The 21,865-nt window shown below is 67.9% G+C and carries 23 protein-coding genes; 5 read left to right on the top strand and 18 right to left on the bottom strand.

Going from position 1 to position 21,865, the window contains the following annotated elements:
• Positions 1-73: 73 nt before the first annotated feature.
• A complete protein-coding gene (locus ASD42_RS09770) occupies positions 74-1,357 on the top strand; it encodes a phthiocerol/phthiodiolone dimycocerosyl transferase family protein (RefSeq protein ID WP_156677413.1) in 1,284 nt (427 codons plus the stop codon).
• Here ASD42_RS09770 and ASD42_RS09765 read toward each other — a convergent pair.
• The 6 genes from ASD42_RS09765 to ASD42_RS09740 all read right to left on the bottom strand — a co-directional run bounded on the left by ASD42_RS09765 (position 1,347) and on the right by ASD42_RS09740 (position 7,054).
• On the bottom strand, positions 1,347-2,864 hold the full coding sequence (locus tag ASD42_RS09765; protein WP_056813011.1) for a class I adenylate-forming enzyme family protein: 1,518 nt from the start codon (positions 2,862-2,864) through the stop codon (positions 1,347-1,349). The two genes, ASD42_RS09770 and ASD42_RS09765, sit on opposite strands and share 11 nt — an antisense overlap.
• Positions 2,865-2,918: 54 nt before the next feature.
• Positions 2,919-3,686 (bottom strand): glycosyltransferase, encoded by a 768-nt coding sequence (locus ASD42_RS09760; RefSeq protein WP_056813008.1) that lies wholly within the window; start codon positions 3,684-3,686, stop codon positions 2,919-2,921.
• Positions 3,683-4,702: an NAD-dependent epimerase/dehydratase family protein gene (locus ASD42_RS09755; protein ID WP_056813005.1), complete on the bottom strand. Its 1,020-nt coding sequence runs from the start codon at positions 4,700-4,702 to the stop codon at positions 3,683-3,685. The genes ASD42_RS09760 and ASD42_RS09755 overlap by 4 nt, the downstream gene beginning before the upstream one ends.
• A gap of 94 nt (positions 4,703-4,796) precedes the next feature.
• A complete protein-coding gene (locus ASD42_RS09750; RefSeq protein ID WP_235569354.1) occupies positions 4,797-5,117 on the bottom strand; it encodes a hypothetical protein in 321 nt (106 codons plus the stop codon).
• Between the two features lie 35 nt (positions 5,118-5,152).
• A complete protein-coding gene (locus ASD42_RS09745) occupies positions 5,153-6,019 on the bottom strand; it encodes a hypothetical protein (RefSeq protein WP_063005901.1) in 867 nt (288 codons plus the stop codon).
• A 6-nt stretch (positions 6,020-6,025) separates the two neighbouring features.
• The gene (locus ASD42_RS09740; RefSeq protein WP_056812994.1) at positions 6,026-7,054 is read right to left on the bottom strand and encodes a 3-oxoacyl-ACP synthase III family protein; all 1,029 of its coding nucleotides are present in this window, start codon (positions 7,052-7,054) and stop codon (positions 6,026-6,028) included.
• Between the two features lie 167 nt (positions 7,055-7,221).
• Between ASD42_RS09740 and ASD42_RS09735 the strand changes: the two genes are divergently transcribed.
• Positions 7,222-8,376: a cytochrome P450 gene (locus tag ASD42_RS09735; RefSeq protein ID WP_082843905.1), complete on the top strand. Its 1,155-nt coding sequence runs from the start codon at positions 7,222-7,224 to the stop codon at positions 8,374-8,376.
• A gap of 46 nt (positions 8,377-8,422) precedes the next feature.
• On the opposite strand, the gene ASD42_RS09730 is transcribed toward ASD42_RS09735, so the two are convergent.
• From ASD42_RS09730 to ASD42_RS09700, 7 genes are all read right to left on the bottom strand, one after another.
• Complete coding sequence (locus ASD42_RS09730; protein WP_056812989.1) at positions 8,423-9,136, bottom strand: hypothetical protein; 714 nt, start codon at positions 9,134-9,136, stop codon at positions 8,423-8,425.
• Between the two features lie 188 nt (positions 9,137-9,324).
• Positions 9,325-10,746: an FAD-binding oxidoreductase gene (locus ASD42_RS09725; RefSeq protein WP_056812986.1), complete on the bottom strand. Its 1,422-nt coding sequence runs from the start codon at positions 10,744-10,746 to the stop codon at positions 9,325-9,327.
• Positions 10,747-10,798: 52 nt separating this feature from the next.
• Entirely contained in the window at positions 10,799-11,440 is a 642-nt protein-coding gene (locus ASD42_RS09720; RefSeq protein WP_056812984.1) for an ABC transporter ATP-binding protein, read from the bottom strand.
• Entirely contained in the window at positions 11,434-12,408 is a 975-nt protein-coding gene (locus ASD42_RS09715) for an ATP-binding cassette domain-containing protein (RefSeq protein ID WP_084787054.1), read from the bottom strand. The genes ASD42_RS09720 and ASD42_RS09715 overlap by 7 nt, the downstream gene beginning before the upstream one ends.
• The gene (locus ASD42_RS09710; protein ID WP_056812981.1) at positions 12,405-13,259 is read right to left on the bottom strand and encodes an ABC transporter permease; all 855 of its coding nucleotides are present in this window, start codon (positions 13,257-13,259) and stop codon (positions 12,405-12,407) included. The genes ASD42_RS09715 and ASD42_RS09710 overlap by 4 nt, the downstream gene beginning before the upstream one ends.
• Positions 13,252-14,244, bottom strand: coding sequence for an ABC transporter permease (locus ASD42_RS09705; protein ID WP_156677459.1), 993 nt, complete (start codon positions 14,242-14,244; stop codon positions 13,252-13,254). The genes ASD42_RS09710 and ASD42_RS09705 overlap by 8 nt, the downstream gene beginning before the upstream one ends.
• Positions 14,244-15,827, bottom strand: coding sequence for an ABC transporter substrate-binding protein (locus tag ASD42_RS09700; protein ID WP_056812976.1), 1,584 nt, complete (start codon positions 15,825-15,827; stop codon positions 14,244-14,246). The genes ASD42_RS09705 and ASD42_RS09700 overlap by 1 nt, the downstream gene beginning before the upstream one ends.
• 100 nt (positions 15,828-15,927) lie before the next feature.
• Here ASD42_RS09700 and ASD42_RS09695 point away from each other — a divergent pair, with 100 nt between their 5' ends.
• Positions 15,928-16,260, top strand: a complete 333-nt coding sequence (locus tag ASD42_RS09695) for an ArsR/SmtB family transcription factor (RefSeq protein ID WP_056812972.1) — start codon at positions 15,928-15,930, stop codon at positions 16,258-16,260.
• A gap of 29 nt (positions 16,261-16,289) precedes the next feature.
• On the top strand, positions 16,290-16,979 hold the full coding sequence (locus ASD42_RS09690) for a type 1 glutamine amidotransferase domain-containing protein (RefSeq protein WP_056815903.1): 690 nt from the start codon (positions 16,290-16,292) through the stop codon (positions 16,977-16,979).
• A 61-nt stretch (positions 16,980-17,040) separates the two neighbouring features.
• Here the strand turns inward: ASD42_RS09690 and ASD42_RS09685 are convergent, their stop codons facing one another.
• From ASD42_RS09685 to ASD42_RS09675, 3 genes are all read right to left on the bottom strand, one after another.
• Positions 17,041-17,487, bottom strand: coding sequence for a hypothetical protein (locus tag ASD42_RS09685; protein WP_056812970.1), 447 nt, complete (start codon positions 17,485-17,487; stop codon positions 17,041-17,043).
• Positions 17,488-17,560: 73 nt separating this feature from the next.
• Positions 17,561-18,019: a MarR family winged helix-turn-helix transcriptional regulator gene (locus ASD42_RS09680; protein ID WP_056815901.1), complete on the bottom strand. Its 459-nt coding sequence runs from the start codon at positions 18,017-18,019 to the stop codon at positions 17,561-17,563.
• Between the two features lie 109 nt (positions 18,020-18,128).
• Entirely contained in the window at positions 18,129-18,446 is a 318-nt protein-coding gene (locus tag ASD42_RS09675; protein WP_056812967.1) for a hypothetical protein, read from the bottom strand.
• 214 nt (positions 18,447-18,660) lie between these two features.
• On the opposite strand from ASD42_RS09675, the gene ASD42_RS09670 reads away from it, so the two are divergent.
• Positions 18,661-19,494, top strand: a complete 834-nt coding sequence (locus tag ASD42_RS09670; protein ID WP_235569353.1) for an Ig-like domain-containing protein — start codon at positions 18,661-18,663, stop codon at positions 19,492-19,494.
• 27 nt (positions 19,495-19,521) lie between these two features.
• Here ASD42_RS09670 and rsgA read toward each other — a convergent pair whose 3' ends face one another.
• Both rsgA and aroA read right to left on the bottom strand, forming a co-directional pair.
• A complete protein-coding gene (rsgA, locus tag ASD42_RS09665) occupies positions 19,522-20,526 on the bottom strand; it encodes a ribosome small subunit-dependent GTPase A (RefSeq protein WP_056815898.1) in 1,005 nt (334 codons plus the stop codon).
• The gene (aroA, locus tag ASD42_RS09660; protein ID WP_156677412.1) at positions 20,523-21,815 is read right to left on the bottom strand and encodes a 3-phosphoshikimate 1-carboxyvinyltransferase; all 1,293 of its coding nucleotides are present in this window, start codon (positions 21,813-21,815) and stop codon (positions 20,523-20,525) included. Before aroA ends, rsgA begins: the two co-directional genes overlap by 4 nt.
• Positions 21,816-21,865 lie beyond the last annotated feature (50 nt).

The raw sequence follows: 21,865 nt of genomic DNA, 5'->3' as shown, positions 1-21,865 counted from the left end.
CGCTGAGTATCGAGCGAGCATCGGTTCGCTACGCTCACGATGACCGGGTTCGTCGATGAAGGAGGCCGCGCGGGTGCGCAACGATGAGGTGATGCGCCCGCTGTCGGCCTCGGAACGGTGGTTCTGGCTCGTCGATCAGTTGTCGCCGGCGAATTGCGTCGTCCGCTTGCGGGTGCGCGGCCCGATCGGCGCCTACCGCCTCGAAGAAGCCACCGACGCACTGCTGGCGGAATTCCCGTTGCTGCGAACAACGGTTGTCGACGGCCCTTGTTTCGCCCCGTCCGTCGACCCGCACCTACCGGTGCTGCACCGCGTGGTCGAAGACCCCGACGAGTGGCGCACGATCTTCGACGAACAACTGGCCGAGCCCATCGACCTCGCGACCTCGCCCGGCCGCCTCGTCGATATGGCTTGGCGCCCCGGCACTTCCGAGGAACACCACGACCTGATTCTCGTCCTGTCCCACGTCCTGCTCGACGGCCGCTCGATGACGTCACTGGGCTGGCGAATCCTCGCCTACGCCTTCGGAGCCCCCATACCCATCGTCTCCCGCCCGCCGATTCCGGCCCCGGACGATCTCATCCCACCCGCGCACACCCGCCTCCTGCGCTGCCTGCGCACCAACATCACCGGCCAACTCACCGCTATGGCCCGCCGCCCGAGCAGCCTCCCCGGCATCGCGCCACCGCTGCCGATTCGCCGCACCCGCACCGTGATCCGCACCATCGAGGGGGATGCCCTCACCGACCTGCGTGCTCGCTGCCACCAGCACGACGTCACCGTCAATGCCGCATTGACCGCCGCCCTGGCCGACGCACTCGGCGAACTCGCCCCCCGACCGTCCGGCGTCGCCGGCATCGGCATCCCGGTAGACGTCCGCTCCCGCCTCGACCCACCTCCGGCCGACGACGAGCCGGGCATGTTCACCGCGGTAGTTCCCACCTTCGTCCCCTACGGCCCGACGCACTCCCTCTGGGAAGCGGCCCGCGCGGCGAAATCCCAACTCGACCGACGACTGGCGAACAACAGCGACCTCACCGCCCTGGCCGCCATCCGCTACGGCTGCCCCCGGTCACTCGAATCCGGCAGGCGCACCATCGAACTCATCGACCGCCGAGCCCCCTGGAACGTCACCCTCAGCAACCTGGGCAGACTGTATCCCCCCGAAACCCCTGAGCCGCTGCACATCACCGACCTGACAGTGGCGGGCACGAACTCCTGCGCCAGCGCACTGACAGTCGCCGTAGCCACCCTCGGCCCCACGATGTCGATCACCTTCTGCTACGTCGACACCATGCTCGAGCGCACAACCATCGAAGCCATGGCCGACCGCACCATCCGCTCGGTCACTCGCTGAGCAGTCCGCGCACCATCTCCCGCAGTGCTGCCCGGTCCGGTTTGTTCGTCCGTCCGCTGACCGGAATTCTGTCCACCACCACGATGTCGTCGGGGACGGCTGTGGTGTCGATGACCTGGGGTAGTCGTTCGCGAAGGAGCGCCGCGATGTCCTCGGATTCCGGATCGGCGACCACGGCGAGCACGATGCGCTCGTCGCCGATCTCGTCCGGTAGGCCGACCATGATCGCTTCCCGCACGCCGCTGATCGCGGTGATCACCGGCTCGTACAACCCCGGGTAGATGTTGGTCTTGCCCCGGATCATCATGTCCTTCTTGCGTCCGGTGAGGACCAGTTCCTTGTCGTCCCAGCGGGCGAGGTCGCCGGTCGCGATTTCGGTGAGGGGCTCCGCGCCCAGATATCCACGACACAGGTTCGGCCCGGACAACACCAGTTCGCCGTCGTCGGCGATCCGCGCCTCCACACCCCGCACCGGTGCCCCGAGCAGGTCCCCGTCGTGTGCGAGCTTGGCGGCGCCGGTCGCGACCGCCACCGGCAAGATCTCGGTCATCCCGTAGATCGCGAGAAACTCGGTGTCGGGCAACGACTTCTGCGCCCGACGAAGAAGCGCGGAGGTGACCGGCGCGCCGCCGAGAGCCACCTGACGCAGATGTGGCGGTGCCATTAGGTCGCCGGCTTCCACCGCGTCGAGAGCGACAGCGAGGTCGGCCGGGGTATAGAACGCGTGCGTCGCGCTGCGCAGATTCCGGGTGAACCGGACCGGGTCGATGTGCGTACCGAACCGCGGATACCGCGGCATCGCCCATCGTGCCCCCGCCATCAACGCGGGCAGCCCCATCATGAGCTGCTCGGTGTGCAGGAAGGCGCCGGGCGCGAGGCTGGTCTTCCCACCCATCGCGGCGAGACCGGCGCTCAGCGAAGCGCGAGTGTGCACCACGGCTTTGGGGTCATCGGTGGTCCCGGAGGTGAACACGATCAACGCCGCCGCTTCGGGATCGGCGGCGGGCACGGTGGTCCGGCGCGCGTCACCGGTGAAGCGCCGCAACGGAGTCGACCCGAACGGTGTTCCCGGCACCCACACCCCACTGTGGATATGTCGAACATCGAGCGCGCCGAACCGCGGCAGCTCCAAGCCCTTCTTGCGCCCGAACCCGGCCAGCGGACCGCTCACGGCATACAGCAGCGATTCTGTTGCCGCCCAAGTGGGTTCGACCATGCCGACTCGCCTGGCGAACAGTTCCGGACCGACGCCGGGGTCGACGAACACGATCGTCCCGCCCGTCGCGATCACCCCGAAGATCAACAGCACCGACGACACACTCGGCCGGATCGAGAACAGCATCCGATCACCCGCCGAGAACCCCGCCTCGCCGAGGTTGTTCGACACCCGGCCGATGGTGTCCACCAGTTCCCGGTAGGTGAACGCGCGCTTGCCGACCGTCCCGAGCGCCGAGGCGTCCGGAATCCGTTCAGCCTGCGTAGCAAGCCGTTCGAGAAAGTCGGTCATCGGTGGTCCCCCTCGGTAGTGGTGCACGGCGTGCGGGCATGGCGGGCGCGACGCTCACCGAATATCGACCACTTCGGGCCGATACCGATGGTCGGCGTACCAGGCGAGCGTCTTACGGATTCCCCAGGCACGCACCCGCCGATTCGAGCCGAACACCCGCACATCCCGACGCAACCCGTAGTCGGTGGTGATCGTGCGCACCGCGTTGACCAACGCCCGATCCTCGTGCAGATCCTCGATCGCGGTCCGCGGGAACCCTCCTGCGGCAACATACAATTCGGCGGTTATCGCCATATTGCATCCCGGTGTCATCACGTAGGGTCCGAGATATTTCGAGTCCCGGTTGCCCGAGCGCACCTTGCCGAAGGTCGACGCCACTTCCAGGGCCACCCGAATGATCGTGCGGTCGATCCAGGAAACGCCCTCATCGGTGCGCGGAATCAGCTGACCGCTGACCAGGCGCAGCCCCGAGTCGAACCCGGCTTTGACCCGCGCTGTCCAGTCGGGCGCGGGCAGGCAGTCGGCATCGGTGCGCGCGAGGTAGGTCGCGCCGTGCGAAATCGCGTAACGCATCCCGGTATCGGCGGCAGCTCCGGTCCCCTTCTGCTGCTCGTGGATCACCACGATGCGCGGCGCCGGATGCGCCGAAGCGAACGCGCGGACCAGCTCGACGGTGCCATCGGTCGAATTGTTGTCGACCACGACCACCGTGAAGTCCGTGTCCTGTTGCGCGGCAATGGCATCCAGGGTCTTGCCGATGCCTCGTTCCTCGTCGAAGGCGGGAATCACCACCCAGAGCGCGCCCGGTTCACCAGTACTCACAGGTCCTCCAACAGCCGATCGAGCCCGCCGACCTGGGCGATCCAGCGGTGGAAGTTGTCCAGTCCCGTCGCGAACGGTACGTCCGGCCGGTAGCCCAGTTCACGCTCGGCTCGCGAGAGGTCGTAGGTCGCGGATCGGGTGACGAGCGCGACCGCGTACCGCGACAGCGGGGGAGTCCACCGTTGCGCGACCGCCGGTATCCGCCACAGCGTTTCGATCGCCGCCAGCGCTGCGCTGAGTACGGGCGCGGGCACCGTGAGACTCGGCCCGGTCAAGGCGAACCGTTCGGCCACGGCATCCAGGGTCGGCCACACCGACACCGGTTCCGCGTCGGCGACGAAATACGCTCGCCCGCCGACATTCTCGGCCTCGAGAGCGAGACCCGCGGCGTCGACGAGATGGTCGATGTAGCACAGCGAGGCCCGAACATCGCGCCCGCCGGACAGATCCGGCAACCGGCCCGCATGCAACTTCGCCAGAATCTGCACGATCGGTCCGCGCCGATCCCCTGGTCCCCACACCGCCCGGGGCCGCAGAGAACACGTCGTGAACCCCGGCGCGTTCGCCGCGAGCACCAATTGCTCGGCGACAGCCTTGGTTTCGCAATAGCTGTTCAGAAACCGCTCGGGATAGGGCACCGTCTCGTCGATCCCCACCTGATCCCCACCGGCGGGCGCCATCAACGCACTCGGACTCCCGATGAACACGAACCGCCGCACCCCGGCCGCCGCGGCTTCCCGCACCAGCCGATCGGTCCCCGCCACATTCACCGCGAAGTACTCCGCGGGTCGACCGAATTCACCGAGCAGGGCAGCCGCGTGCACCACCGCCCGCACCCCGGTCACCGCACGCGCCAGCGCGTCGCTGTCTCCGAGATCGGCAACCGCTACCTCGACACCCTCCGGTGCCGCCGCCGCATCCCGGACCATCGCCCGAACCGGCACTCCTCGCGCCACCAACCCGCGCACGATCGCCCCGCCGACGAACCCTGTCGCGCCCGTCACCAGCACAGTCATCGCGCCACGCTATACCGTCGACGCGAGTCGCAGCAGGCCAGAGCCACAGTGCCGTACCGCCGCCGCCCGATCGTATGCGGGCCCGGCGCATCGATCACTGCTCGCCCTCGCCCAACGTCTTCCACCAGGTAGCCCCGAACAGCATGGTCATCGCCGCGGCCCGGCCGGACGAGATCCCCCGCTCGGCGGCTACTTTCCGCGCCGCCGGAATCTGCGCGGCGTGCACCCCGACGCTCAGGACCACATCGATCCAGAAGGCGACGCGCAACAGCCGACTACGGAACGGCCGCACCAGCCCGACGATCAGAAATGCCCAGCCGAGCACCGGAATCGACCGCAGCGCCAGCACCGCTTCCCGGCTCGGTCCCGATGCCGCGACTGTCGGCGCCCGGTGTCGACCGCCTGGCTCGCTCACCGGATCCGGAACAACATGCAACGAACGCGACCGCGTCACCGCACACCAACCCCTCGATAGGTCACCGCTGCCGCGGTGGGTCCGCCATCGGCGGCAACGAACAACAACGGCCGATCGGCCAACCCCGCGTCACGGGCCACCACGAACGCGGCGGTCAGCGCGGAAGTGTGCACGTCCCCGCCGAATTCATCGGTCACCACCGCGGCCACGCCGAGTTCGGCGGCCAATCCGCCGGCGAAGTCGGGCGTCGGCTTGCCACACAGCAGCACCACCTGTCCCGCGTCGATACCGTCGGCCGCCAACGCTTCTCGCGCCGCGGCGGCGGCCTGCTCGACGAGTTCCGCTGTCCCGGTCAGTAATTCCACCGTCAACGAGGACCGCCCCTCGGCCCCCATCGCCGAGAGCTTCACGTATCCCTGCGGATCGGGCAACACGTCACCCGCGCTCACGTGAACCCCACCGAAACCGACAGCGTCCTGGTCGTTCTCGAGCACGAACGCCGCCCCCACCGGCTCGAACGCGAAATCGGCGTCGGCTCGTTGCGACGGATGCGCGTCCCCGGACACCACGACCACATGCCCGGCGGGCAGATCGGCCAGCAGCGACGCGGCCACCCCGACCGCGTTCACCACCCCGCAAGCCCCGTTCATCAGATCGAACGACAGGCACGGCACGTCACCGCGCCGATAGTCCAACCCGATCCCCGCCGCCTGCTGGATCAGCGCCGCGACCGCCGGTTCCACGAGGTTCGCATCGCGATAGACCCCCACGTTGATCAGCGCGTCGACCTGTTCGGGCTGACAACCGGCCCCCGCCAACGCCTCGCGCGCGGCCTCGGCCGCCTGTCCCACCGAGCTGACGCCGCCGCTGCGCGTCACTGCCGAAGAAATGATGATTCCCATACTGTCCTATACCCGCAGATCGCCTATTGTCACCGACAAGAATCCGGCGACCACCCCGGAAGCCGCCGGTACCAGTAGTACTTTCGATCCCGGCGCGATCAGCCCCTGCCGCAACGCGTCGTGCAACACCACGAAATGCGAGGTCGACGCGGTGTTGCCGTATCGGTCTAGCACGGCGAGTCCGGGCGGCATCGCCGCGTCGAATTCGCGCTCGGCGATCTTGTTGATCAATTCCACGGCAGGGCCGCTGAATTGGTGATGGATCAGGTAGTCGTAACCCTCCTCGGCGAAGCTGGATCCGCGGGCGGCGAGGAACTCCAGCTGCCGCGAGGTCCACAGCAGATACCGGGACTCGTTGTGCATCGAGCGATTGTCGGTGTAGAGCGCGACGCCCGGCCCCTGATCGCTGGGCATCCCCAGGCACAGCTTCGCGAACGCGGCGCTGGTGTTGAGCTCCACGTAGTCGAGCCCGGGCCCCTCGGTGCCGTCGAGCACCACGGCCGCTCCGGCGTCACCGACGGTGAGCGAGGCGAACTGTGGGTCGTACTTCTGCGAGATCTCACGCACCGCGGTATCGGAGATCGGCGTGATGCATTCCCCCGAGACCACCATGCCGCGACGCACCGCGCCGGATCGAATCATCCTGTCCAGCAACAGAACACCGGTCATCATCCCGGCACACGCATTGGACACGTCGAAGTGGATCGCCCTGTTCGCCCCGAGCGCGGTGCGCAGCATCAGCGCGAACGACGGCTCGAGGCAGAAGTCCTCGCCGCGGGTCCGGGTGATCGAGCAGGAGATGATCACGTCCAGATCGGCGGCGGCGTAGCGGGAATTGTCCAGTGCGCTGCGGGCGGCGGCGAGGGCGATGGTGAAGGAGTCCTCGGATTCGCCGCGTACTCTTCGTGCCTTGACCCCGCTGACCTTCTCCAGATCCAGCGGCGCGTCGACAGCCAGCTGCGTCAGCAACTCCGCCGTGGTCACTTCCCTGGCCGGCAGATACGCGCCGACGGCTTCGATTGTCGATCTCACCATGCTTGTTCACTTCCAGATATCGCGTGATGCACAGTTCACCACCAGCGCATCTCGCCGATCCTAGCCACACATCTTCACTAATCGGGCCGGCTCGATTAGATTCTGCCGGGGTGTGGAGCTCCGCCCGACGCCATGAACTAACCCTACTCGCCGCAGGTCAACCCTGGTTGCCTGGATTATTGCTGCTGGGGCGGTTCGCGCGGCCGATCCGCAAGGTCCCCGAACTCGGCTGGTTCGTCGCCGATCCGCTGGTGGCCCGGCAGATCTACAACGACAGCACACATTTCAGCATCGTGTCCGAGGGTGCGGCCGGGCACTGGTGGGCGCAGGTCATCGGCGACTGGGTCGAGGATCTGTTCGAAGGGCCGGGCCACACCGACCTGCGGACCAAGGTTCGCGACCTGTTCACCCTCACCCATACCGATGCCCTGGTCGAACGGGTGATCGGCCCCGACCTGCGTGACCTGCGCGAACGGCTCGCGGCGGGGGAGACCGTCGACATCGCCGCCCGGGCGCAGATCCTGGTCGGACGCAGCGTCTCCGACCTGGTCGGCATGCGCCCCGAAGACATCGCCGCGGCCATCGGCGGCGATTACACCGACGACCAGGACGCCCTGTTCCTGCGCCTGTTCCATCATGTCGAAGAGCTGGTCAACCTGGGTTTCGGCACCATGGCTTCGACCACACTCGATCCCGTGGCACTCGACCGCGCCCGTGAGCTGGCCACCCAGCTCGCAGTGAATGTCCCCGACGCCTATGCCCGCGCCGACCCCGACACCACCCTCGGCCGCTGCCGCGAACTGGGATTGGACGTGGAGCACGCGGGCGGCCTGGCGATCCTGATGGCCGTGGCAGGCACCGACACCCTCGCCAGCGCCATGACGAGAATGGTCGCGATCATGCACGACACCGGCGAGCATCGCGCCCTGCTCGCCGCGCCCGACCGACTCCCCGACGCGGTCCGCGAGACCTTGCGCGTCACCAGCCCGGCCTATCTCGTCGGCCGTTCGGTGACGGCGGATGTCCGCATCGCCGACCGCGACCTACGCGCGGGCGAACACGTCAAAATCCTCACCTGGACCATCAACAACGCCGCGGGCGAGTTCCGCGTCGACCGCGGCTACAACCCCGAGACCCGCCAGCTCTGGTTCGGCGGCGGCCGCCATCTCTGCCTGGGCGCCCAACTCGTCCACTCCGAACTCACCGCGCTACTCGAAGCGCTCACTGCCGCCGGTCGCCCCTGGGAGATCGTCGAACGTCGTTACCGCAGAAAGGTTTTCATTCCCACCTACGAAAAGCTGCGCATCCGCCTCGCGCGCTGAACAGCACAGAAGCCCCGTCGGGTGGACGGGGCTTCTGCGACGAGTACTACTGGTTTTCCGGCGCGTTGATCCGGTTGTTGAAGCCGATGCCGACGGCGATCGCGGCGGGGACGCCGGTCAGCACCAGGCCCGCGGCCGCACCCAGCGGGATGCCGACGGCGGCACCGGCGAGGCAGCCCGCGACGCCGGTGGCGCCACCGAGGGCGAGCACCGGGATGCCGAGGAGGATGCCGCCTGCGCCGCCGATGGCGCAGCCCGCGACGCCGCCGGTGAGGGTGCCGACGAGGGTGCCGATGGCGGTGATGATGCCGAACTGGGTGGCAGCGGCGCTGACGGCGTCATCGAAGGCGTCCTGACGAACGACGTCCTTCAGCAGGGTCGACGGGCGGGCCGAGGCCGCGTCGGTACGCGGGGTCAGGGTGGCGCGGGTGCCGTCGACGATGGCGTCGATCGGGTACTCCAGGTCGTCGATCGTGTAGGCGAGCGGCAGGGCGGCGACGATGTTGCCCTGGTTGTCGCGCACCTGGAACTGATTGTTCGCGGTGGTGAGCGAGCCCGCGTCGGTCTCGACGACCACGGCGTCGCCCTCGATGCCGGTCTTCCAGTTGATGCCGGGCAGCACCTGGTTCACGCCCTGGTTCACGCCGTCGAGGAAGGCCGGGACGGGAGCAGGCGCCGGAGCGGCGTGCGACGTGCCGGTGGCAACGCCGAGCGCGGCAATGACGAGTGCGGAGGTTGCGGCAACCTTGCTGATGTTCATGAATGCAGTCTTTCCCTCAATGGCGATGCTCCCTGGGGAGCGCAGGCCCTCGATCGAGCACCCATGATCAAGTGTCCAACTGTTTGTTGCTGAAATGTAACTTAAAAAGTCGTAAGAGTTCAAAACGGACAGTGACGTGCGTCATCCTGGGTGAATTCGATGTGCTGTTAACGACTTTCATTCATTATTCATCGGTCGTGATCTGGAGCACAGTTGTGTCGAAGTCCTGTGACCAGTCGCAACCGCCTCGAGAGGTCGGAGGCGAACACTCGTTCCGGGTCGACTCGATCCCGGATCCGGCGCCATTCGTCGAGCCTCGGGTACATCGTCGCGATCATCTCGGGCGTGGTCCGTGATTCCTTCGCGAGGTACAGGCGTCCGCCCGCTGCCAGCACCCGTTCGTCGAGGTCGACGCAGAACCGGTCGAGCCCGCTCGTCAGCCCGAAGTCCAAGCTCAGCATGTATCCGGGATGTGGCCACGACAGCGGCGCCGGGTTGCTCGTCCCCATCCGCTTGAACACATTGAGGAACGAGTGGTGCCCCGACTCGGCGATGGCTCGCACCGTGTCGGCCAACTGCTGCTCGGCCCCGAACGGCATCGAGAACTGATACTGCAGGAACCCCCGCTTGCCATAGGCGCGATTCCATTCACCGAGCAGATCGAGGGGGTGATAGAACTGCGTCAGATTCTGGATACGCCCGCGTGCCCGGCGGGGAAACAGCCGATGAGCGGCCTCGGCCGCAATGCGGGTTGTCACCGAATTGACCATGCCGTTCGGAAAGATATCGGGCACCGTGAACAATTGTGGCGCATCGAAGTTCAAGGGTTTGCTGCGCAACCTCACCGGCAACTGGTCGACAGTGGCCAGCGACCCCCGACTGAATCCGGCCCGACCGAGTTTCGCCCCGGTGGAAATGGTGTCCGGCACCGCCATCGAGTAGTCGTACCCGTCATCGGAACCGCCGGTCAGCAATTCCATCGTCTCGTCGAGATCGCGTGTGCGGTCGTTGTCGACGAGGAAGTACGCGGTCTCGGTGTGCTTCAACCGGACTCGTGCGCCGACGATGATGCCGGTGAGTCCCATCCCGCCCACCGTCGCCCAGAACAGCTCCGAGTCGGCCCCCTCCGGCGTCAACGTGCGCACCGACCCGTCGGCGGTCAGCAGGTCCATCGACACCACGTGATTGCCGAAGCTGCCCTGCGAATGATGGTTCTTCCCATGGATGTCCGCACCGATCGCCCCACCGACCGTCACCTGCCTCGTCCCCGGCAGCACCGGAATCCACAGCCCGAACGGCAGCGCGGCCCGCATGAGCGCGTCCAGGCTGACGCCCGCCTCGACCTCGACGATCCCGCTGTCGGGATCGATGCTGTGGATGCGGTCCAGCGCGGTCATGTCGACGACCAGCCCACCCGCGTTCTGCGCCGGATCGCCGTAGCTGCGCCCGAGTCCACGCGCGATCACTCCGCGCGAGCCCGCGGTCCGTACCCGTTCGGCGATCACCGCGATGTCGGGCGTGCGCAGCACTTCGGCGACGGTCGGTGCGGTGCGCGCCCAACCACTGAGACTGCGGCACGCGCTGACTGGTTTACCCTGCGTGAATGTCACAGGGGCTCACGCTAAAACGGGTTCCTGTGGGCAACCTGAGGTAATCGTGCGTTTATTGCGGAGATGCCCGCGCAGTGGTGAGCGTGCCTTCGTGCATCGTCGCGATGCGGGTGCAGGCGGCCCCGAGCAGGGCTTCGTCGTGGCTGATCACGAGGACGCCGAAGTTGTCGGCGGCTCGAGTCATGACCAGGCGGATGATAGTGGCGGTGGTGGCCGCGTCGAGCATGGCGGTGGCTTCGTCGAGGATGAGGTAGCGGGGGTTCTGGGCGAGAGAGCGGGCCAGACAGGCGCGTTGGAGTTGGCCGTCGCTGAGAGCATGCGGGCGGCGGTCGAGCAGGTCGTGGGTGAGGCCGACGGCGGTGGCCAGTGCCGTGAGATCGGGGACCGTAGCGCGGCGGATGCGGGCGGGCTCGGCGATGATCTGGGCGAGGGTGAAGTGGGGATTGGTTGCGGCACGGGGGGATTGGAAGACCATGGCGACGGTGCCGCGAGCCTGTCGGGGTGTCTGTCCGTCGATGGTGACCGTGCCGGAGGTGGGCGTCAGTAGCCCGGCCATTGTCCGGGCGAGCGTGGTCTTCCCTGATCCCGAATCGCCGGTGATCCCGACGATCTCTCCCGGGCCGATCCGCAGGTCGACCTCGCGGATGACAGGGTGTGGGCCGTAACCCGCGGTGATGGAGTCGGCGATCAGCATCGGGACCTCGGTCGGCGAATCATGCGCTGCTGCTGGGGAATCAACTGTGTCGGGCCGCCCGCGTAGGGGCAGATCTCGGACAGGTTCGTCAGCGCTCGCGGGGGATGAGGCAGCGGGTGCAGGCCGCGTTCGGGCAGGGCGGCGAGCAGGTCGCGCGTGTAGTCGTGCCACGGATCGTCGAGCACGTGCGCGCCGGGGCCGACTTCCATCAGGCGTGACGCGTACATCACCGCGACGGTGTCGGCGATGCCGGCGCGGATCAGGTGCCCGAGATCGTGCGTGATCAGCAGGACCGCGGCGCCGTCATCGGCGCACTCACGCAACAGTTTTCCGATCTGATCGGTGCGTGCGCGATCGAGCCCGGACGTGGGTTCGTCGGCGATGATCACCTCGGGATCGCCTGCCAGCGCGGCCGCCACGGCCGCCCGCTGGGCCATCCCGCCGGAGAGTTCGTGCGGATACAGGTCGAGCGCCGTGCGGGCGAGCCCCGCGCGATCGACGAGGTCAGCGGGGGTGTGTGCGGTGCCGAGGGCGACGATCGCCTCCTGGAGTTGAGAGCCGACCGTCCGCACGGGAGTGAAAGAGGTGCCAGGGGATTGGGGCACCAGCGCGATATGGCGGCCGCGATAGGAGTGCTCGCCGACGAGGATGTCGACCGGTCCGGCGGTGGAGTTCGCCGGATCGTCCACCTGCAGGTGGATGGACCCGGTGGTGACGGCAGCGTGGGGTAGTACGCCCATCACCGCACCGCCGACAATCGACTTTCCGCACCCGGATTCGCCGACGAGCGCGGTGATGCTGCCCGCTTCGACGTCGAGCGACAGCTCGGTCACCGCATGCACCACAGCACCACGGCCGACCGGAATTCGCACGGTCAGCGCATCGATCGACAAGCCGGTGCCCCGACGTCCACGGTCGATGTCGATCAGAGCGCCCGCTGTCTCCTGGGGAAGGGAGGGTCCTGTCATCGCGGCATCCTCGACGGTTTCGGTGGGGCGAGAAGTCCGCGCAGCGACGACCCCGCGACAGCGACCGCCACCGTCGTCAGCACCAGGAATCCGGCGGGGAACGCCAGCGTCCACCACCCGCCCAGCAGCAGCGAAGTGCGCGCTTCCTCCAGCAGAGTGCCCAGGCTCGGTTCGTGCGGCGGCAGTCCGAACCCGAGGAACGACAAGGTCGATTCGTGCCAAATCGCATGGGGGAGAAGCAGAACCACCGCGATCAACGCCTGCGGGGCGATGGCGGGCAGCAGATGCCTGAACAGCAGGTGAGCGCGACTCGCACCCGCGAGCACCGCCGCGGATACGTACTCGCGCTCGCGCAGACTCAAGCTCTCCGCCCGCACGATCCGCGCCACCTGCACCCAGTGCGTGAGTCCGATCGACAACACCACCGCAGCCGCGTTCCCCCGGAACAGTGCCACGATCACGATCCCCAGCAGCAGATGCGGCAGCGCGTTGGCGGTGTCGGCGATCCGCATCACCACCCGGTCCACCCACCCGCCTGCCAGCGCCGACACCGCACCGACCAGCACGCCGATCACCGTCGACACCGCCGCCGCGCACGCCGCGACGATCAGCGAGGTTCGCAGCGCCGCCGCGATCCGCACGAACAGCGATCGCCCGGCCGAGTCGGTCCCGAACCACCACTGCCCCGACGGCGCCTGCCGCGCACTGGCGAAATCGGTCAGCCGATCGTCGACTCCGCCCACCCATGGCACGGTCACCGCATACAGCACGACCACGACCAGGACCGATAGCGCGACGTACAACCGTCGCTCAGCAGCCCCGTGCGTGCGCCCACGCCACCTCTCACCCATCGGCGCGCACCCGCGGATCGAGCAGCACCACCGCGATATCGGCGAGCAGCGACCCGAGCAGCACCGCACAGGTCGTGCCTACCGTGAGCACGGCCAACAGTGCCATATCCAGGTCCTTCGCCGACTGGACGAACGCACCCGCGATCCCCGGCCACGAGAAGATCTCCTCCACCAGCACCGCGCCGACCACGACCTCCGGCAGTCGGGCGCCGAGGATCGTCACGAACGGGGCCAGCGAGGTCGGCAGGATGTGCCCACGGGTGATCGTCGCGGTATCGATGCCGCGCGTGGCCGCCCCGACCACGAAGTCCTCGCCGCGATTGCCCGACACGGATTCCCGCACGGCCAGGAGCAGCCACGGCACCTGCGAGACAGCCAACGCGGCGGCGGGCAGCACGAGATGTCGCACCACCTGACCGAATCCGACCTCGGCCCCGGCATCGGTGAGCCCCGCGGGCGGCAACCAGCCGAGCCCGACCGCGAACAAGGCGATCGCGGCAAGCGACACCACGAACGGCGGCAGCCCCTGCATCACCACGCACGACGCGGTGACCAGCCGGTCGATCAACCCGCCGCGATGCATCCCCGCCCAGACTCCCGCGCCGAGCGCCACCGCGATCGCCACACTCATCGCGACGACAACCAGCAGCACTGTCCACGGAATCCGTTGGGCGAGAAGGGTGCTCACCGGCTGCGCGAAACCGCGCGAAATGCCCAGATCGCCGCTGAACAGGTCACCGAGCCAGCGTCCGTACAGCTGGTACCACGACGCGTCGAGCCCGAGCCGATTCGTGAGCAGCTCCCGATCCGACGCGCTCGTCGTCTCGTAGCGTGCGCCGAGATACCCGACCAGCGGGTCGAACGGCGACACCGCCGCCGCGGCGAACAGCGCGGCCGACACGGCGGCGAGCACCGGTATCAACGTCACCAATCGCCATCCGACCATCGCCCGGAGGCCGCGTCCACGAACGCGACTGCGCCCCATCAGCGGGTCCAGGTCTGTAGCGACCACCACGGTCCCCAGGTGACGCCGTGCGCGTGTGGCTCGAGAATCGGCCCCGACATCTTCCAGGACGACTCCTTCACCACATAGGTGTGGTCGAGGTGCACCAGGAACACGTGGCTCGGATCCCGGGCGTACCGGCTCTGCACCTCCCGATACGCGGCGGCGCGCACGGCGGGATCGGTGCTGCGCCTGGCGGTGTCGAGTCGCGCGTCGATCGCTGGGTCCGAGTGACGGCTCGCGTTGTCGTACGGGCTGCCCGCGCTCGGGTCGAGTGGCGGCGAGTGCAGGGTGTTGTAGGCCTGGGTGTCGGGGTCGTAGGGTTCGCTACCGCCGCCGAGCAGGATCGCGGCCTGCGCGATGCGTGGTTCGATCCGATCCCAGGAGAGCGCTTCGAGATCGACCTCGATGCCCACGCGCCGAGCATCGGAGGTGAAAGCCAGTGCGAGATCGCGCCGCAGCGTGTCGGTAGAGTTGTACATCACGGTGAAACGCGCGCGCACGCCATCTTTCGCGCGCACACCATCGGTGCCCGTCCGCCAGCCCGCACCGTCGAGGATCTGCTCGGCGCGGGCGCGGTCGAAGGCGAAAGAAACGGCCGGGTTATGGGATTCGCCGTAGACATCGGCGAAGGGTGTGTAGGCCGGACGGCCGTAACCGCCGAGGATGTTGTCGATCATCGCCTGGCGATCCACCGCGAAGTTCAGAGCCAGGCGGACGCCCGGGTCCCCGGCTACCGGATCGCTCTCGGGCATCGATACGCCGCGCCAATCGGCGGAAGTATTGGCCTGCACAGACATCCGCTGCTCGAAGGTGGCGGCCAACAACGGCGGCAGCGAGGTTCCGTCGAGCTCGCCGCTGGACATCCGTTGCGCACGGGTGTTGTCGTCCGGCACATGGAGCACTGTCAGTCGCTTGACCGAAGGTGCCCCACCCCAATAGCTTTCGTTCGCCTCGAAGACCGCCCGAGTCGGCTCCAGCGCGGTGAGTCGATAGGGCCCGGTGCCGATCGGGGCGGAATTGAGCGGCGATGCGGTCGCGGGTCCGGGCGTCGCGACGGCCTCCGACGGAACGATCCCGATCAGCAGCTTGGTCGGGAACGCGGCATAGGGATGACGCAGGGTGAACCGCACCGACAGCGGATCGACGGCGTCGACCCGCTCGATCATCGAAAACGACGACCGCACCTCCGAGGCCGACGCCGGATCCAGAATCGCCCGATAGGTCGCCACCACATCGGCGGCGTCGAACGCCGACCCGTCACTGAACCGCACCCCGGGCCGCAGCGGTACCGTCCACACGGTCGCGTCGGCGTCGGGGATCGGCAGCCGAGTCGCCAGGGCCGGGGCGAAGTCGGGGACACCGGTGCCGCCGGTCAGCCGCAGCAATCCGTCATAGACCTTGGCCTCGCCTGCCGCGCCGTAACCGGCGACGGGGTTGTATCCGCCCAGTTCATACGCATCGGCGAGGACGAGCGAGTCGGGGGAGCCGCTCTCGGGCGCACCGCAGGATGTCAGCGCGACCGCCAGCGCGGCCCCCACAGCGAACAGCGGCCGAGCGCGCATCGATCATCCCTACACTTCTCATGTTTATCTGAACAGATGGACAGATAATAGTCGTGGACGGTGCCGTCCTGTCCACTCGGCGATTAAGCTGGGCATCGCCATGGGAGAGCCACGCACACTGCACGGGTCGCCGGTCGAACTCGGTCGGCGCGCGATCGGCGACGTCGAGATCCGGGAATGGGCTCAGCGCTTCGATCTGCTGTCGGATCCGGGTCGTCTCGAGATTCTGCTGTGCCTGCACCGCTCGCCGGGCATCAGCGTCGGCGAGCTGGCCGCCGCGATCGGCCGCAACGAGAACGCGATCTCGCAGGCCCTGCGCGTCTTGCGCCACGAGGGTTGCGTCACCTCGAGCCGCGAAGGTCGTTCGGTCACCAACCGGCTCACCGACCCGATCATCCACGAAATTCTCCACACCATCGGCGCCAAGCACTGACGTCGACAGTCCACTCCTCGGAGGCGATGATGGCGAAGATCCTGTTCGTAATGACCGGTGCCGATCAGTGGACGTTGTCCCGCAATGTCAAACGCCACACCGGGTACTGGGCCGACGAATTCGCCACGCCCTACCGGGCATTCACCGAGGCCGGGCAGGAAGTCGTCGTAGCCACGCCCGGCGGCGTGAAGCCACCGGTGGATCTGGGGAGCCTGGCGCCGGTGCCCAACGGTGGCGAGGAGGGTGCGCGCAAGGTCGCCGAGATCATCAAAAGTGCGGCGCCGCTGGATGATCCGGTGTCACTGGGCGATGTCCGTCTGAACGGCTACGACGCGGTGTTCTATCCGGGCGGGCACGGGCCGATGGAAGACCTGGCGGTGAACAAGGATTCGGCGGCGCTGCTGGTGGAAACCCTGCGTTCCGGCAAGCCGCTCGCGCTCGTCTGCCACGGCCCCGCGGCGATCCTGGCCACCGCCGCCGACGGGCCCTCGCCCTTCGCGGGCTATCGCCTCACCGCCTTCAGCGATGCGGAAGAGCGTCTGAGCGGGCTCGCCGACCAGGCCAAATGGCTGCTCGAAGACCGGCTGATCGAACTCGGCGCGCAGTATCACAGCGGCGAACCGTTCGCGCCCTTCCTGCAAGCCGACCGCAATCTGCACACGGGGCAGAACCCCGCCTCGGCCGGCCCGCTGGCCGCGGCGGTGCTCGACGCTCTGTGAACACCTGCCGCTCAACAGAATTCGGCGGCAACCTGGTCGGATATGTGGAGCTCCTGTTCGTTCAGGTGGCAGATCCGGGACGGACGATCATGAGAACGACCACGGCCGTCCACAGCAGGTTGTAGATCCCCGCGAGCATCGACAGCACGCGCAGGCGCTTGCCGTCGTCGGGCCGGTCGAGAGCTTCGCGTTGCATCGGCACGATCTGCACGGCGAGCAGCCCGCCCGCCACAGCGGTGGTCACCATCGCGGTGGTGATCCAGATTTCGTTCATCCGGCCCTGGATCGTGGCCAGCACGATGCCGATCACCGGCACGATGATCGCGAGTTTCGCGTAGTTGCCGGTGATCCGGTGCATGGCGGCCGCGACCGACCTGCTGCGGACCGACTCGGGATCAGGCCCACCCGCTACCGGTGCGTACCTGGGGAAAAGACTGGTGGCGACCGCCGAGCCGCCGACGAAGACAATGCCCGCGAGCACATGCACGGACAACAGGATGTGTTCCAACTACCGACTCCCTCCGACCTTCAATACGCTTGAAGCCTAGCTCGAGCTTCAGTCATATTGAAGGTTGGATGCGTCACGCCTGGGGGCGAGGTGGGACTTCCCCAGTGAACGCGTCGACGATCGCCGCGCCGACGCGCCGCAGAATCGGATCCGCTTCGGCCCCGAACAGCGCAGTGTCCACCCGCGCCACCGCCTCTCGCGCCTGCGCGAGCAGTCCCGCCCCCGCCTCGGTCAACTCGATCGCCGACGCCGACCCCGCCCGCGCCGTCCGATCCTGCACCAGCCCCGCCCCGACCAGCCCCTTCACCGCGGTGTGCACACTCTGCACACTCGTCCCCGACATCCGCGCCAACTCACTGAACGAGGCCCCCGGCACCCCATTGATGTGCCCGAGCAACCCCAACCGGGCCACCGTCAGATCCAACACCCCCAACTCCACCCCCAACGCTGCCTCGACCCGCCGCGACATCGTGATCACCAAGATGCTCGGGCTCATAGTCGGCGGTCCAGGGCGTTCGTTCTCGGAGGTCACCACCCCATTTTCCCGCACGAGACCCCAACCGTCGTGTTCCGGGAGGTATCTCCGCCGTGTCCCGCCGAAAGAGATTCGGGCCCAGCGAGTTCGCGGACCCCGCGCTGGCCTAGGCAGGGAGGGCGGGGAGGGTTCTCGTGTGGGTGACCTCGGGGGAGACCGTGATGATGTCGCAGGCGGCGACGATGCGGTGGGGCAGGTCGGAGCCGAGGTGGGTGAGGCTGGGAGTGACGATCGCGGCGGCTTCGGTGGTGGTGACCACGTCGAGCAGGCGGCCGATCGGGTCGGCGGTGCGGTCGCTGAAGACGACGGTCTTGGTGAAGCGGTAGCCCAGACGTTCGGCTAGGGAACGGATCTGCGTTTCGTCCCAGGACTGGGCGACACCTGAGATGTCGCGGCGCAGGTAACCGATCGCCGGTGGCTTCATGGGCATGACGGTACCGGCGGCCAGTGTCGAGGTTGTGAACGCGAGCCGACGCGAGTCGAATTCGAAATCTGAACGAGATCTATTTCGGATTTGGATCCGCCGGGCACCATGGCGTGATCTACTGCTCGCCACTCGGGCGAATCAGCGCCTCGACGACGTCGAGGGCGTCCGGTGTACTTGGAGACAGATGATGGTGGACAGAAGAGTGCAGCGCGTGGCCACGTTCGCGGCCGCGGCGGGGCTGGCGATGACGGCGTTTCCGGGATCGGCGGCGGCCGCTCCGGCGAGCATCGCGTGGGATGACGGCAACAGTCACTTCACCCGGACGGTGTCGAACACCAACCCGGTGGTCGGCGACACCGTCACCGTGACGACGAAGTTCGAGCGCACCGGCATTCCGGTGGAATACATCTACTCGGTCAAGGACCTGCACCCGGCGTGCCTGACCCCGGTCGCGGGCTCGGCGAAGATGTCGGGTGACGCCGTGTCGATCGACACGTCCTCCTCGGACTGGGTCCGTGCCGAGTTCGGCATCACCAAATACCCGGTGTACCCGAATATCTCGCCGAAGTCGCAGACCTTCGAGATCCAGTACAAGGTCGGCGTGAACTGCGCCCGCGATACCCCGCTGCCGACGTCGATGCACTACGGCGGGTCGCTCGGCGACGGCATCTATCAGGGCAAGGGTCCGGCCATCACGGTGTCCGGCGACGCCGTGTCCAGCACGACGATCACCGAGGTGTCGGGTGCGCAGGTCGGCAAGGCCGTCACGCTGGAGGCGAGCGTGACCCCGGCGGCTGCGGGCGGCACGATCCAGTTCAAGGCGGGCGACAACGTGCTCGGCGACATTCCGGTGGGTGCGAACGGCAAGGCGAGCATCGTCTGGACGCCGGGTGCCGCGGGCTCCTACAACATCGGCGCGGCCTTCTCCGGGCGCAGCGGTGTGGCGAGTTCGTCGACCACCAAGACGGTCACCGTGGCCGAGTTGCCGACCGACGGTGGCGGTGGCGATGGCGGCGGCGTGAATACCGGGTCGTTCAGCTTCTGAGAGTCGGCCCGGCACGGAATCCGGTTGCTACCAAGCGTCGTTGGCGATCAGGGCCGTCAGCAGCGTGCGAATCGCGGCAACCCGCCGTTCCGTGCCGGGCAGCTGATCGAGCGCGCATTCCGGATCGGCGGGCGGCCCGAGATGGGTGCAGCCGCGCGGGCAGTCCTCGATGGCACCGGCGAGATCGGTGAACGAGGCGATCACATCGTCGGGCGTGATGTGGGCGAGGCCGAACGAGCGCACGCCGGGAGTGTCGATCACCCAGCCGCCCTCTGGCAGCGGCAAGGCCACCGACTGGGTGGAGGTGTGCTTGCCCTTGCCGACACCCGACACCACGCCGACGGCCCGATAGGCATCGGGCACAAGACGATTCACCATCGTCGACTTGCCGACGCCGGAGTGTCCGATCAGCGCGGTGAGCCGGTCGTTCGCGATCTCGAGCACCGGCTCCATCGGGTCGTCGATGCCGGCGTAGAGGATCTTGAGATCGAGACCGTCGAAGGCGGAAGCGAATTCGGATTCCGCGACGAGGTCGCGCTTGGTGAGAACCAGAATCGGTTCCAGCCCACCGGCATACGCGGCCACCATCGCCCGCTCGACGAAACCGGTGCGCGGCGGCGGATCGGCCAGCGCGACAACGATGAACAGCTGCTGGGCATTGGCGACGACGATCCGTTCGAACGGATCGGTGTCGTCGGCGGTGCGGCGCAGCACCGTGCTGCGCGCGCTCACCCGCACGATCCGGGCCAGGCTGTCGGGCCTGCCGGTGAGGTCGCCCACCACGTCGACCTGATCGCCCACGACGATCGGGGTGCGGCCGAGCTCGCGGGCGCGCATGGCGACGATGCGCCGGTCGGCGTCACCGTCGAGCACGCACCCCCAGCGGCCGCGGTCGACGGCCACCACCATGGCGGCCTCGGCGTCGGCGTGCTGCGGACGGGTCTTGGTGCGGGGACGCGACGAGGCCTTACCCGGGCGTACCCGGACATCGGATTCGTCGTAGCTGGCTGAGGATCGCCCCTGGCGGCTCAGCGCGCCACCCCCTCGCCGGATAACGCCGGTGCCAGCATCTGTTCCCACAGCGCGACGAAGGTCGGCAGGGTCTTGGCGGTGGTCCCGATGTCCTCGATCTCCACACCGGGCACCCGCAGGCCGAGAATCGCGCCCGCGGTGGCCATTCGGTGATCGGCGTAGGAATGCCACTGACCGCCGTGCAGGGGGGTGGGCACGATCTCGAGGCCGTCCTCGGTCTCGGTGACGTTGCCGCCGAGGCGATTGATCTCGGCGGAAAGTGCTGCGAGACGGTCGGTTTCGTGTCCGCGCAGGTGCGCGATGCCACGCAGTCGCGAGGGCGAATCCGCGAGGGCGGCCAGTGCGGCGACGGTGGGGGTGAGTTCGCCGACGTCGTGCAGGTCGATGTCGATGCCGGCCAGGCGCTCCGGGCCGTGCACGGTGAGAACGCCGTCGAAGATGCGCGCCTCGGCGCCCATCCGGACGAGGATCTCGCGGATCACGTCACCGGGCTGGGTGGTGCCGCGCGGCCACATCGGGATGCTCACCTCGCCGCCGGTGACCGCGGCCGCCGCCAGGAACGACGTGGCGTTGGACAGATCGGGCTCGATGTCCCAGTCCACCGCGCGGATCGGGCCGGGCGCGACGGTCCAGGTCTGGGCGTTGCCGGACTCGGCGGGGGTCTGCACGGCCACGTCGGCGCGACGCAGCATTTCGATGGTCATCTCGATGTGCGGCATCGACGGTAGGGCCTTGCCGTCGTGGTGGACGGTGATGCCCTCGTCGAAGCGGGCGGCCGAGAGCAGCAGCCCCGATACGAACTGCGAGGAACCCGAGGCATCGATGGTGACGGTGCCGCCGCGCAGCGCGCCGGTGCCGTGCACGACGAACGGCAGCGCGTCACCGTCGACATCGAGACCGAGCTTGCGCAGGGCGTCGAGAATGGTGGACAGCGGGCGCAGCTTCGCCTGCTCGTCGCCGAAGAACGCGACGTCGCCGGTGGCCAGTGCGGCGGCGGGCGGCAGGAATCGCATGATGGTGCCGGCGAGGCCGCAGTCGACCGCGGCGCTGCGCAGAGGAGCCGGGGTGACCTCGAGCGTCTCGGCGTCGCCGACGATCTCGGTGCCGAGGGCGCGCAGGGCACCGATCATGAGGTCGGTGTCGCGGCTGCGCAGGGCACCGGTGAGCGTAGACGGCCCATCGGCCAGTGCGGCCAGGATGAGCGCACGGTTGGTGATGGACTTCGAACCGGGCAGGGTCACGGTCGCGTGGACGGGGACCTCGATATGGGGCGCAGGCCAGAAACTCACGTCTCCATCTTGGCTTATGTGCGGTTCGGACGCATCGGTGGTGCGCTTTT

Source organism: Nocardia sp. Root136, assembly GCF_001427185.1.
Taxonomy (GTDB): domain Bacteria; phylum Actinomycetota; class Actinomycetes; order Mycobacteriales; family Mycobacteriaceae; genus Nocardia; species Nocardia salmonicida.
Note: the sequence above shows the minus strand (reverse complement) of the source record. Positions and strands in the feature narration are given on the sequence as shown.